The sequence below is a fragment of the Pseudoalteromonas sp. T1lg76 genome, from assembly GCF_002964725.1.
Lineage (GTDB): Bacteria > Pseudomonadota > Gammaproteobacteria > Enterobacterales > Alteromonadaceae > Pseudoalteromonas.
In genome coordinates this window covers 45,365-58,644 of record NZ_PQCE01000005.1, presented here as the reverse complement: position 1 = coordinate 58,644, position 13,280 = coordinate 45,365, and the positions used below count along the sequence as shown (strand labels likewise).

The following is a 13,280-nucleotide window of genomic DNA, read 5'->3' as shown; positions in this document are numbered from 1 at the left end:
CAAATAGTTCGATCGATTTTACTTACAATTGTTCAGTTTTAAAGTCTTGTTTTTTATTTTAATTGCTTCAAGTTGTTAACTATTGTTGTAGCTGGGTGGTAAATTTTGACAAGCCTATTGGCAATGCGTCCAGGGTTGTTTTAGAATCGAGGAAATATAACAGGTCAGACCTGTCAACAGGAGAAGCATTTATATGTCTGGGCAAACAAAACTAACAACACGAAACGGGGAGCGCATCGCCATTGTCAGCGGCCTGCGTACACCTTTTGCAAAGCAAGCGACCGCTTTTCATCATGTACCCGCATTGGATTTAGGCAAGCTGGTGGTTAACGAGATGCTTGAGCGTCTTGATTTCGACCGCAAGGAAATCGACCAGCTGGTGTTTGGTCAGGTGGTACAAATGCCAGAAGCGCCAAATATTGCTCGTGAAATTGTGCTCGGAACCGGCATGCCGGTGAATATCGATGCCTATTCGGTCTCCCGTGCCTGTGCAACCAGCTTCCAGGCCATCGCCAATGTTGCCGAGTCGATTATGGCCGGCCACACACAGGTAGGTATTGCCGGTGGTGCCGACTCATCCTCTGTTTTGCCCATTGGTGTAAGCAAAAAACTGGCGGGCAGTCTGGTCGATTTAAATAAAGCGCGCACCTTCTCGCAGCGCCTAAAGATTTTCTCAAAGCTGGGTCTAAAAGATTTACTGCCGGTGCCGCCAGCTGTGGCCGAATACTCCACCGGCTTGTCCATGGGGCAAACCGCCGAGCAGATGGCTAAAACCCATAATATCAGCCGCGCCGATCAGGATGCCTTGGCGCATCGCTCACACACCTTGGCAGGTCAAGCCTGGGCCGAGGGTAAGCTGGCGCAGGAGGTAATGACCGCTCATGTGCCGCCTTATAAGTCCTTTATTGAGCAGGATAACAATATCCGCGCTAACTCAGAGCTGGCCAGTTACGCCAAGTTAAAGCCGGTGTTCGACCGTAAATACGGCAGCGTTACCGCCGCCAATGCGACGCCATTAACCGATGGTGCCGCGGCGGTACTATTGATGAATGAAAGCAAAGCCAAGGCCATGGGTTATGAAATCCTGGGCTATATCCGTAGCTATGCCTTTACCGCCATCGGCGTGCATGAGGACATGCTAATGGGCCCGGCGCATTCAACGCCTGTGGCCCTTGATCGTGCCGGTATTACCCTGGGCGACCTTGACCTGATTGAAATGCATGAGGCCTTTGCGGCGCAAACCCTGGCCAATATGAAGATGTTTGCCTCGGATAAGTTTGCCAAGGAGCAGCTTGGCCGCGACAAGGCCATTGGTGAAATCAATATGGATAAATTCAATGTTAACGGTGGCTCACTGGCTTATGGTCACCCCTTCGCCGCCACAGGTGCGCGTTTGATCACTCAAAGTATTCATGAACTTAATCGTCGCGGTGGTGGTTTAGCATTAACCACGGCCTGTGCCGCTGGCGGCCTGGGTGCTGCCTTTGTATTGGAGAGCGCATAATGACTGAATCAGTATTTACATTCGAGCTCAATGATGAGCGCGTGGGTATCGTCACCATAGATGTGCCCGGCGAGAAGATGAACACATTACGCGCCAGTTTTGCCGAGCAGTTGCAGGATGTGATCACCACAGCCAACGAAAATAACGTTAAAGGCCTGGTATTTATCAGCGCCAAGCCAGATAACTTTATTGCCGGTGCCGACATCAACATGTTGGATGAGGCCAATACCCGCGAAGAAGCGCTGGCTCTGTCGACTACTTGTCATGATGCCTTTTTTGATTTAGCTAAATTGCCTTATCCCACGGTGGCCGCCATTCACGGCGCTGCTTTAGGTGGCGGTTTAGAGTTTGCTTTAGCCTGTGATTACCGTGTATGTAGCGACAGCGACATCACCAAAATGGGTCTGCCAGAAGTTCAGCTAGGTCTTTTACCAGGCGGCGGAGGTACTCAGCGCCTGCCTAAGCTGGTGGGTATTCAGAAGGCTCTGGAATGGATGCTAACCGGCAAGCAGGTACGTGCCAAGCAGGCGAAAAAAGCCGGTCTGGTGAATGATTGCGTGCCGCACTCGATTTTGTTGGATGTGGCGGTGCAGTTTGCCCAAAAAGGCAAAGCGAAAGCGGCGAAACCTCAGCTCGATAAAATGTCGGCGCTGCTGGAGTCTAACCCCTTTGGCCGCAACCTGATCTTCAAAAAAGCTGCCGAAAATGTGGCCAAGAAAACTGGCGGCCATTACCCGGCGCCTGAGCTTATTATCAAGGCGGTGCGTGCCAGTGTTGAGCTGGACCAACTCAAGGCTTATAAGACCGAGGCCGAAGGCTTTGCTGATCTGGTTATGAGCGATGTCTCTAAAAAGCTGCGCGGTATCTTCTTTGCCACCACGGAAATGAAAAAAGAGTGGCGCGCCGATAACGCCCCAAGCACCGACAAGGTTGCGGTGTTGGGTGGCGGCCTGATGGGCGCGGGTATTACTCATGTCAGCGCCATTAAGGCGGGTGTGCGCACCCGAGTAAAAGACGTGGCGCAGCAAGGCATCGCCGGTGCCATGAACTACAGCTACAAAATTCTTGAGAAAAAGCGTAAGCGTCGAATCTTGTCTCTGGCCGAGTTGCAAGAGCAGATGAACCGCATTACCGGCACCACGGATTACAGCGGTTTAAAGCATGTGGACATGGTGATCGAAGCGGTATTTGAAGACCTTTCTTTGAAGCAGGCCATGGTTGCCGATGTTGAGCAATACGCCCAAGAGCACACCATTTTTGCCAGCAACACCAGCTCATTGCCGATAGCGCAAATTGCCGCACAGGCGCAGCGTCCGGAAAATGTCATTGGTTTACACTACTTCTCGCCGGTAGAAAAAATGCCGCTGGTGGAAATTATTCCCCACGAGAAAACCAGTGAGCAAACCATAGCCCGCACCGTGAGCTTTGCCCGCAAGCAAGGTAAAACGCCAATTGTGGTTAAAGACAAGGCTGGTTTCTTTGTAAACCGTATTCTTGCTCCTTATGTGAACGAGGCGGCAAACCTGTTACTCGCCGGTGAGCCTGTGGAGAAAATCGACCAGGCCCTGGTGGAGTTTGGTTTCCCGGTTGGTCCCTTGGCGCTGCTCGATGAAGTAGGAATTGATATCGGCTCTAAGATTGCCCCTATCCTTGAGGCCGAGCTGGGCGAGCGTTTTAAGGCACCCGAGGTGTTTAATCGCCTAATTGACGATAAGCGTTTAGGTCGCAAGTCGGGCCGAGGCTTCTACGATTACAGCAAGAAACAGAAGAAGGTAGACGAGTCGGTTTACGAATTCCTGGGTGTAACCCTAAGCCCGAAACTAAACAAGGAAGAGATTGCCCAGCGCTGTGTTATGCAGATGCTTAACGAAGCGGCTCGTTGTTTGGAAGAAGGCATCGTCAGCAATGCCCGCGATGGCGACATAGGTGCCATCTTTGGCATTGGCTTCCCGCCGTTCTTAGGTGGTCCATTTAGCTATATGGATAAACTGGGCGCCGCCAATGTGTGCTCAACCCTGGCAACCTATGCGCAGTTTAATGATAGCTTCACTCCGGCGGCGGCCTTACTGGCTATGGCCGAGCAGGGCGGAAGTTATTACCCGCAGGAGCAGGCGGCTGCCGAGGCTACAAGCAAGGTTGAAGCTGAGAACAAGGCAGAGGCTAGCGACAAAGCCGACGCTGAAAGTAACGACGAGTCCGAAGCAGTTGATACTGAAGAGCTGGCCGAGGACGTCGCCAAGGACGTCGTCGAGGACGTTGCCAAGGACGCTACCGATGACGTTGCCGATGACGTTGCCGATGACGTTGCCGATGACGCTGCGGAGCAAGACAAGGAACAGGCTCGCAGCTAATCTCCTCCTAAGTACATGATTGAAAAGCGCAGCAATATGCTGCGCTTTTTTGTACTCAGGCTTTTGGGCGCGTATCGGATTCTAGATGAAATAAAATCAACTGAAAAAGTTTACTTACTAACCAATGACCTAGCTAGGAATTCTAGAAACAGGGTGGGGTGTATGGTTAATTAAGCAGCAGCTTTGTGTTAAAGTCGCCGCCCGAGAATGAGGGGGGATTATGATTTTATTGTTAAGCGTCGTGTTTGCCAGTTTATTATTTGTTGTTGCTACCGCCAAAGGCATGCCAGCCAAGCGCTGGGCTCTACTCGGCGGATTATGTGGCCCCTTCGCCCTGGCGCTGTTTAATGTGCATTACCGCCGCGCCTTGATGCGCACCATAGCCCATTGTGGGATTATTTGGCGACCCTGATATTTCTTTGTGCTGGAAAGGATGCCGCCGAGCATCCTTTTTTGTGTAAGTGAGTTGCAACTCATCGGCAACGGTTTTCTTAGTTGGGTGTCGTCGTCACCGCGACAAGATCCAGCAGTTTGGACAAACTACCTAGTTTTAGCAATTCACCCAAAAGCAGATTAGTTTCCTGCTTTACCCGCTTCGAGTATTGGCAGACCTGCCTCGGTGGGGATGTATATGCGCTCGCCATTGCCTTCTTGCAGGCCTTTAATCCAGACATAACGCAGGTAAGCTTCATTCCCTTTTAGAGACTCGCCTATGATTCTGTTTGCCTCTGCGGCTGCCTTTGCTCTTTCGATGTCTGCTTGACCCTCGGCTTTTGCTTGAACAATTTTGGCTTCACCTTCGGCTTGGGCTAACGTGACCCGCGCCTTTGCTTGCATGAGCGCTGCTTGCTCCCTGGCCTTGGCCTCTTCAATGAGGATTTGTTTGCTCCATTCCGCCTCTTTTAATGCGGCAATACCATTCATTTCTAATTTATATACTTTGTATTTAGGCCAAGCCCATAAGGCCAGTATGATTAAGATCACAAAGAATAAAACCGTGGCCACCAGACCACCAAAAGCGATTGCATTTCTATTTGGATGCACAATTTTTCCTTTTTTTATAATAGGTTATTATTCAGTCCTTGAAGTTAGCTTACCTTGTCGGCTGTGCTAAAACCAGCATGGGTAGCGAGCTGGCACAATCTAAGGGCTGAAGACAGTGAATACTTTCTTAACTGGTGTGATTAGGCTTTGGTTTGATACTGGTGGCACAGCATTAAAATGCCCACTGAGATAGAGACCGAGCCCAGATAGGTCAACGCCATGACAACATAGCTTTTATAGAGCATAGCTTTAGCGAGTATGTCGTTATCCATCCTTGCGATTGCCACCGAGGCAAGCGTGTCGAGCGGCAGCAACCCTATTAGGATGGTTCCAATGCTAAGAAAAAAGATGGCTCCCTTGCCAAAGGTTCTGTGTAGTTTCACGCTTGCAATAATGGCCAAAATAATGGGACTAATGGCAGCCAAGAGTGTAAACAATGCAAAGGTAATAAATGTCGATTCTTCTTCCATGAGGTAACTCCTTCCTTAGAGATATAACATCCGCATGATGGGCAGATTCAGCTTGGCTAAAATTAGCGCCAGCCTAGTTTTACTTGTCCTGCTTTAACAACTTGTTAGTTTGAATTTCAATGTAATCAATAGGCTTATTTGCAGCAACAATGACTGCCACAATAAATGCAGGTATAAACTGATATAACCATTCGGCTATATTTTGAGCAAAAAGAAATGCAATTGATGCACTAGTTAATGCTGTAATAGCAACACAAGTTAAAGCTTGTAATTTATATGCCCAACTAACATGACCAGAAGAGAACTCTTTTCTAGATGCAAACCTAATTGCAAGTGCATAGATAATTAGAAAGAAGTATAAAAATACAAATGCACCCATGATTTCCTTTTCAAACTAAAGTTGATTATCGCGGCCTTTTAAGCCAGTTAACTTTGCGTGCCCTTCACTAACGGAAGCAATCTATCGCGACGTTGGATAAAGAAGTCATAACCAGCATCGTCTTCTTTGGACAGCTCTAAGGCCATATTAACCTGTTGCAGTGAGTCCTTATATTGTCCGTTGCGCTCATAGGCAAAGGCCAGTCCGTTATATGCATCGGCGGACTCAGGGTGCAATTCGATATTAAACTTGAATAGCTTTATTGCCGTTGTAAAGTCATCTTCAAAGACAAAGTGGTAACCCAGTTCTCTTATTACCTGTTCCGGCGGCGCTATCTGTTCGCCGTATTGCTGTGAAAGGCGAGCGTAGTAGTCGGTAATAGAGTCCAGCTCGCCGGTGAATGCTTGTACCGGCATGGCCCTGGGCATAAATAAATGATGGTACGCATTGAATATGCCGGCGCTGGATGTCAGTGCGTGCGCTACGTTATCGAAGGCGTTGGTGACCAGGGTCAGATTCTTGGGTTTATTGGCTATCATAAACTGATGCAAGTCATCATACACAGCGCGCATATCGCCACCTTCTTCACCTATGTTCATATACACATAGCTATTAAGCGTTTTTGCTTTGGCAATGAACTCCTTGGTACTCTTTGCCGACGCGCCATGGTTCCACCACACCGCAGGGCTATAGGCGATATGGGCCTGAAAAAGCTCGGGCTTGGTTTGTAGCGCATAAAGGGCAAAGACTCCGGCTGCGGAAGCGCCGGCAATGACTCTAAAGTCATGGGTACGGTATTTATTATCGACCAAAGGGATTAATTCACGTTCGAAAAAATCCAAAAACTTGGCGCCACCGCCACCGAGTCCGACCGGCCCCCTTGGGTCTTGGTTTACCGTGGGATAAAGATCTCTCAGGCGGTTGGTATTTTCTATGGCGACAATAATAACCTCGGGAGCTGATTGGGCATTCTGTAAGCGCTCTATAACCGCCGTAAGCAGGGGGACATTACTGGCACCATCTAGGCGGTAAATTACCGGGTACACCTTGTCAGGGTTGGTGTGGTAGCTTTTAGGTAATTGCACCAGGATGCTGCGCTCTTCACCAAGCACTTTTGACTGTATGATTTCGGTGTGTTGACTGTAGATGTTATCTGGCTGTTCTTGAGCCAAAGTCATGGTTGAGGTCAGCGTGGCGACAAAAAAAGTCATCAGCAGAGCGTAGGTCGGCTTTAGAAGACTCACAATAAATCCCTTTATATAAACGCGTTATTTGACTCAAACTAGCATCCTCTACAAAAGAATAAAACAATTATAACCAAAACAAACAAAACACCCACTTTAAGAATTGAGCTTGTGCAACGGAACAAGAAAATACATTTTTAAAGCGAGTTCAATCAGAACAAGCGGTTTTTAGTGGATTTACCCTTCGTTTTTGTCATTGTCGTAAATTCTGGACGTGCGAAATCGACACTTCGGTTAAGGACTCAAACATAGGGAAGGAAAGTAACACTTAAGCGAATAAGCTTTGGCTATTACTTAAATCTACACGTCGCTTTCGGTGTTGATGCTGGCAGTAGGTTGTTAAGGCTTGCTCCTTACCTACCGCACCGTGAAAGACCTTGGTGAATGAAGTCGTAAGCGCTAGCCAGTTTTTCGGGCAAATATCGAGGCGCTGAAGTATGGGGGCTGCATCTGATGAAATATGCCCTGGCTTATCTTCGCGCATACAGCGTCCTGTCCATTCAATCAGCTCTAAGTAACTCTGTAGCTCAAATGGCAACCCCTTAGGCATGTTTTTGCGTGGATTACCAACAAAGGGCATTAAGGTAGTGGGTTGCTGACCCTTCTTTGCTGAAGCGATTCTAGTTTTCACGCTAGTGTAGTCGGATTGTTCGGGTAAATCAGCAGCCTTTGCACGGATCGGGTTTAAGTCCACATAGGCTAAACAGGCAACCAAGGCAGCTTCATCAAGGAGGGCCTGGGACTTAAAACGCCCTTCCCAAAAACGGCCGGTGCAGTCATCTTCGCGATTGGCTTGACGGGCAATCCCTTCATTGAGGACACGCATAAACCAGCTGATATCACTAAGACGCTCCCGATAAATCAAGATACGACTGTGCAGCGCGGCCAGCTCTGCTGTATCAAGCTGCTCTCCTTGCACAAAACGTTGGCAGAGCACGGTGCCTTTAAACAATTTATGCCAACGCAGCACTATGGCTTTATCCGTTAAGTGCTGGGCTTTAGGCTTATCCACATACAACACCACATGGGTGTGGTTACTCATCACTGCATAAGCGCATACATCTATGCAGAAAATTTGCGCTAGCTGCAACAGTTTACTTTCAACCCAATCGCGGCGATGTTCATAAGAGCGGCCGGTCAGTGCGTCTATGCCACATAAAAACGCCCGCCGTACACAACGAGAGATGCAGTGATAATAGGGGGTATCAGCCAGACTAATTTGGTTTTTACGAGGCGTTGCCATCATCCACTCCTCCTTGAGTCGAACATTCAAAGTGTAGTCAATGAGTCTGGAAGTGTGAAATTTTGGAGTGGGTGTCTAAGTTAGTTTTATGAGTCTGGAAGTGTGAAATTTTGGAGTGGGTGTCTTAGTTATTTTTTGAAGTGGGTGTCTGAGTTAGTGCACTTCAGCTGCGTTTCACCCTCACCAGCTAAAAGGCGTAACAGCTCGCCTCAGCTATTTATAAACTCAAGCTCATCGCAAATGATCGGGCTAACAATAGTGATATTGGCTGCGAGTTGTTAATTAACGCCTCTGCTAGCCTTGGACAGGCGGAAACCTTCCTCTTTTTCTACTATTGATTAAATACGCTTGCGAAAAAGTCGTTACTGGTAAAGCTCGCTCGATGTAACGAGAAATGGGCTTAAGAAGTTGATGCTTTTGGTCGGATTCTAAAGGCGTATTTCTTCTGGCATTCAAATAGTTAAGTAGGAGCGGTTAATGAAGCATCCTAGGCATCAGGTATGGGTAAAGTTCATACTGCTGTTGTTAATTTTATTATCCTACTTTGGTTATTTAACTTACCAGTATGACTTTGTGACAGGCGGGGTCGCATCCCTGATTACCTGGAGCTTCTTTGTGCTTTGCACTCCGGTTGCCGATGCGGGCTTTTTACTGGACTTTCCCATTCGATTATTACTGGGTATTCGTATGGTGTTCTCAGAAATAGCAGTCTGGTTGATTGCTATTATGATCAATGTGTTTTTGTTGTTTTACCTTCCTGAGTTTTATGAAACAACATTTGTTACCCAGACTATGAAAATGATATTAACCACACCTTTTCCATATTGGCTGGTTATTTTGCTGTCTGGGGTGGGGACGTTTCTGTCTATCCGATTTGGTGATGAACTGATGGACGTTTTTCACCATAAAGAGCGCTTGTTCTATCTACGCCATCACTTCAAACAAGAGCTAATTTTAATTGTTTTTTTTATTCTTGTGCTTTTCGGTTATTACGAAATAATCTCAACATTGGGTGTAAATACCAATTTCTGACACTTACTCGCTCACCAACTAAAAGGCGCAAGAGTTCGCCTTAGCTACTTACTTATACATAGCCAAAACCTGCGCCTTTCTATAACAGTCATCATGATGGTCGTTGACCATGCCGCAGGCTTGCATATGGGCGTACACGGTCGTTGACCCTAAGAACTTAAAGCCGCGTTTTTTTAGATCCTTGGCAAAGGCATCGGATTGTTCGCTGGTGGCGACATAATCCTCACGCGACCGAATCGAGTTCACCCTGGGCTTGTTATCGACAAACTGCCATTGATAGGCGCTAAAGCTGCCAAATTCCTTTTGCACTTCGATAAAACGCTGGGCGTTATTAATGGTGGCGTTGATCTTGAGTTTATTGCGGACGATCCCTGCATCGTCGAGCAGGCGGGCGACGTCCTGGTCGTTAAAGGCGGCCACCTTGTGTACATCAAAGTTGGCGAAGGCGCGGCGGTAGTTGTCGCGCTTTTTTAAAATGGTGTACCAGCTCAGTCCGGCCTGGGCCGACTCCAGAGTTAAAAACTCAAACAATTGTTGGTCGTCATAAATGGGCACGCCCCATTCATTATCATGGTAGGCCACATAATCTTCTTTGCTGAGATCCACCCAGCTACATCTGGTACACATAACTTGTTCCTTGGGTTGGGGGGCAGGTTTACGCCTGCGTTGAGCCTTGGGGATCACTCAACCATTCCATCCGTGCTCGTTGTGGCGCAAATAGCGCGTTAAGATACTGCAGTACCTGCTCAAACTCTATATTTTCTAAAGTGTTCAACAGGTTGGCCTGCAAAGTAAAATCAACCCCCGGGTTACTGATCGCCAGCCAAAAGCGCTGTGAGCGCAGGCGCAGGTTTTTATCTTTCTCGGCAATTTGGCGATACAGACTTTGTTTACTGTGCTCCCAGGTTTGCTCATCCATTTGCGCCACCTGCTGGCAGTACTGGCTAATAAACTGATTATGGTGCGCCAAGAGCTCCTTTCCCGAGACATTGGGCGACTGCACATAAAATGCCAGGCCTGCGCGGGAATTAAAAGGTGCATAACCGGCGCCAACCAAATAGCCAAGCTGCTGCTCGGTGCGCAGGGCATTAAAGTAAGGCTGATTAAGGAGGTGATTGACCACCATCATCAGCACCTTCTCTTCAATATCGTGCGTGGCGGCCTGATAATAGATCACCATGGCATGGTCGTTACTGGGCAAACTAAGCTGTTGCTGGATTACAGAGGTGATCTCCGCAAGGGGGCGGTTAATGGCCTCGATATTGGCTCTTTGTTCCAGATGTGTCTGGATCAAGCGTAAAAAGTCGTAAGCATCGGCGGGTCGCCAATTGCCATGTAAAAAGGCTTCAATATGCACGGCGGCAAAAAACTCCTGACGGAATTGCTTAAACTGCAAATAACTGGTGCTTTTCAGTGCCTGTGCTAAGGCCTCCGGGGTTGGATTCCAAGGCATGATCTCGGCGCCGATGCGGCTGAAAATCTCGCTCACAGGTTTGTTTTGATTACTCGATTGCCAGTGGCGTACCAATTGCTTCTTGTATTCGGCATAGCGCTTGGCACAAATATCTGCATTAAAGAGGGCATCCAAGAGCCCCTGCGCCAACTCAAGCTGGCTCGAAGACAGGCCCGCAGTATGCAATGTTAAACCGCCCTGGTGCGACGATAAATGGTAGTTCAGGCCCGCCAGTTCGGCGGGGTAAAACTGCTCGGCCACGCAGTCGATAAAGAGATCCGCAAATAAGCGGGTCAGGGCCATATGTTGTACATCTTTGACCGCCAAATGGGAATCTATGGCGAGGTAAAAATGACCCTTGGCAACGCGATAGGTGGCGTCTTGTTTAAACCAGAAATTAAAGCCCGGATGTGAGGCCAGTTTTTCCGGGGTGGCACCGGGGGATTCCAGCTCATGAAGCACGCAAGGGCGCTGCAAATAAGGATTTACCTCGGGCAGCGACATGGTGCCCAGCGGCGTATCTATGGCGGCCAGGGCATCGAGCCACTGAGGCTCCAACGCCTTGGTGTAATAAGGGGTGTTGTACCATTGTGTGGTTTTACTGCTGCTTACGCCCGGGTGGATCAACACCAAGCGCATATTCTTCGGGCTCAACCAGTCGAGCACCTTAGCAAACTGCTGGGGCTCATAACCGGCCATCAAATAGTCGCCGTTAAGATAATGCTCGCTGGGGTAATGGTGCATATTCACGCTCAAGCCACTGACCCAATCCAGTAAACGAGCCTTTTCCTGATTATCGAAGGCGATTTGCAACAGTGTTTGCTTATCCCGATACAGGGCATGTAATTGTTCGGCGTTTTGGCGGATAAGGGCGATATAGGCAAACACCATCTCGACTATATCCTGATAATACTCGATGCCGTCATCGGTCAGCGCCAAGCTGATATTAAAGTCTTTAAAGTTGCTGCCGTTAATGCCACCACCGGCAGACAGGGCATTGATCCAGCCCTGATTTTTTAGCAGAGAATGCAAGGAGCCTTCGCCTTCATAGCCGAGTAAATGGGCAAGAAAGCTGACCGTTTTGTGCTTATAAAACTTATCTATGCTTGGCATAGCGAAGCTGATGATCAGCTTTTGCAAATGCTTATGGGGCTCAATATGCAGCTCCAGCCCCAGATCTTGCGGGCGATACAGAGGCTCTGCAATATCCGGCTTAGCGGTTGCATTGCTGTTGATATCCGCGAAAAGGTGCTCGGCCCAGGCCTTTAATTGCGCCAGAGTGTAAGGACCACACAGCACCAAGGTCATCCACTGGGCCTGGTAGTGCTCGGCAAAGAAGGTTTCCAGCTCTTGCTTTATCGGGCCGTGAGCATCGCTCAGGGTATCGAGACTGCCCACCGAAAACTTGGCAAAGGGATGCTTTGGATTCACCGTTTCCTTGTGCGCCTGATAGATACGACGGCCATCGTCCTTAATCTTGAGTTTAAATTCGGCATCGATGGCGTTGCGCTCTTTGTCTATTTCCCCGTCATTGAACAGCGGCGCGATAAACAGCTGGCTAAAACGCTCCAGTGCCGGTTGAAAAAATTGCTTGGTGATGTCGAAGTAATAGCAGCTGTGCTCGGTGCCGGTCCAGGCATTGATGCTGCCTCCATGGCGGCTGATAAAGTCATGAAATTCACCGGCTTCGGGGTATTTTTCGGTGCCGAGAAAAAGCAGGTGCTCAACAAAATGGGCGAGGCCCTGACGGTGCCAGGGGTCATCAAAATGCCCGGCGTTAACGGTAAGCGCGGCGGCCGCTTTTTGACTATCACTGTCGGCGACTAACAAAACCCTAAGACCATTGGGCAGTGTTAGCGCTTGGTAGAGTCTGTTATCATTGCGGCTGATATTCAATTATTGCTCCTGAAACTAGAAAAGTTACAAGATGTTCAGGGCCAGCGGTTACGGCGAAGTGCCTACCTGAATATCGGGTGGTAAAGCTAAACTATAGCGAATATCGCGCCTTAATGGCTAGCTTTTGCGGCAAAACTTTTTCTCTAATTAGTTGATTTAACAGAAATGAAAACAGTTTTAATCATGCGTCATGGGGATGCGCAGGCAGTGCAGGGACAAGATAATTTGCGTGAGTTAACCGATAAGGGGTTGGCGCAGGCGGATCATGTTGGTCAGTGGCTGGCGCAACGCTTTAATCCACAAGGGTTAATTGTCAGTCCCTATGTACGGGCGCAGCAAACCGCGATGCAGGTGAAGGGGCATTGTCGTAACTTTATTTACAGTGAAGACAGCGAAGAGGTGACTCCTAGTGCCGATGCCAAACGCGCCATTGATTACCTCAGCGCCCTGATAGCTGTGCATGATGAAATTGATTGCTGGCTGGTGGTCGCCCATATGCCCATAGTCAGCTATATGGTGGCGGAGTTGTGTCCGGATAAGATGCCTATCTTCCCAACCTGTGGTGTAGCTCAGATAGATTATGACCCACAGACGCTACGTGGCCATTGGCGGGCCTTGTATAGCCCGCAATAGCATAGCCCGCAATAGCATAGCCCGCAATAAC

At 48.6% G+C, this 13,280-nt stretch carries 12 protein-coding genes; 5 read left to right on the top strand and 7 right to left on the bottom strand.

Annotated features, from left to right (window positions below):
* Positions 1–193 precede the first annotated feature (193 nt).
* The 3 genes from fadI (at position 194) to C2M35_RS01285 (ending at position 4,267) form a co-directional block, all read left to right on the top strand.
* Positions 194–1,504 carry an acetyl-CoA C-acyltransferase FadI gene (gene fadI, locus C2M35_RS01295; RefSeq protein WP_105200709.1) on the top strand — a complete coding sequence of 437 codons (1,311 nt, stop codon included), beginning with the start codon at positions 194–196 and terminating at the stop codon, positions 1,502–1,504.
* Entirely contained in the window at positions 1,504–3,855 is a 2,352-nt protein-coding gene (gene fadJ, locus C2M35_RS01290) for a fatty acid oxidation complex subunit alpha FadJ (RefSeq protein ID WP_105264439.1), read from the top strand. Before fadI ends, fadJ begins: the two co-directional genes overlap by 1 nt.
* A 220-nt stretch (positions 3,856–4,075) precedes the next feature.
* Entirely contained in the window at positions 4,076–4,267 is a 192-nt protein-coding gene (locus C2M35_RS01285) for a hypothetical protein (RefSeq protein ID WP_105190478.1), read from the top strand.
* A gap of 161 nt (positions 4,268–4,428) precedes the next feature.
* Here C2M35_RS01285 and C2M35_RS01280 read toward each other — a convergent pair whose 3' ends face one another.
* From C2M35_RS01280 to C2M35_RS01260, 5 genes are all read right to left on the bottom strand, one after another.
* Complete coding sequence (locus C2M35_RS01280; protein WP_105200707.1) at positions 4,429–4,899, bottom strand: hypothetical protein; 471 nt, start codon at positions 4,897–4,899, stop codon at positions 4,429–4,431.
* Positions 4,900–5,039: 140 nt separating this feature from the next.
* Positions 5,040–5,369 carry a hypothetical protein gene (locus C2M35_RS01275; RefSeq protein WP_105264438.1) on the bottom strand — a complete coding sequence of 110 codons (330 nt, stop codon included), beginning with the start codon at positions 5,367–5,369 and terminating at the stop codon, positions 5,040–5,042.
* Positions 5,370–5,448: 79 nt separating this feature from the next.
* Positions 5,449–5,748, bottom strand: a complete 300-nt coding sequence (locus tag C2M35_RS01270; RefSeq protein WP_105264437.1) for a hypothetical protein — start codon at positions 5,746–5,748, stop codon at positions 5,449–5,451.
* A 47-nt stretch (positions 5,749–5,795) separates the two neighbouring features.
* Entirely contained in the window at positions 5,796–6,959 is a 1,164-nt protein-coding gene (locus tag C2M35_RS01265; RefSeq protein WP_105264490.1) for an alpha/beta hydrolase-fold protein, read from the bottom strand.
* A 301-nt stretch (positions 6,960–7,260) separates the two neighbouring features.
* Positions 7,261–8,235, bottom strand: a complete 975-nt coding sequence (locus C2M35_RS01260; protein ID WP_105200862.1) for a transposase — start codon at positions 8,233–8,235, stop codon at positions 7,261–7,263.
* Positions 8,236–8,712: 477 nt separating this feature from the next.
* Here C2M35_RS01260 and C2M35_RS01255 point away from each other — a divergent pair, with 477 nt between their 5' ends.
* Entirely contained in the window at positions 8,713–9,267 is a 555-nt protein-coding gene (locus tag C2M35_RS01255; RefSeq protein ID WP_105264436.1) for a hypothetical protein, read from the top strand.
* A gap of 48 nt (positions 9,268–9,315) precedes the next feature.
* Here the strand turns inward: C2M35_RS01255 and C2M35_RS01250 are convergent, their stop codons facing one another.
* Together C2M35_RS01250 and C2M35_RS01245 are read right to left on the bottom strand one after the other, a co-directional pair.
* A complete protein-coding gene (locus C2M35_RS01250) occupies positions 9,316–9,894 on the bottom strand; it encodes a DNA-3-methyladenine glycosylase I (protein ID WP_105200703.1) in 579 nt (192 codons plus the stop codon).
* Positions 9,895–9,922: 28 nt separating this feature from the next.
* Positions 9,923–12,616, bottom strand: coding sequence for an insulinase family protein (locus tag C2M35_RS01245; protein WP_105264435.1), 2,694 nt, complete (start codon positions 12,614–12,616; stop codon positions 9,923–9,925).
* Between the two features lie 165 nt (positions 12,617–12,781).
* On the opposite strand from C2M35_RS01245, the gene sixA reads away from it, so the two are divergent.
* Positions 12,782–13,249 carry a phosphohistidine phosphatase SixA gene (gene sixA / locus C2M35_RS01240; protein WP_105264434.1) on the top strand — a complete coding sequence of 156 codons (468 nt, stop codon included), beginning with the start codon at positions 12,782–12,784 and terminating at the stop codon, positions 13,247–13,249.
* Positions 13,250–13,280 lie beyond the last annotated feature (31 nt).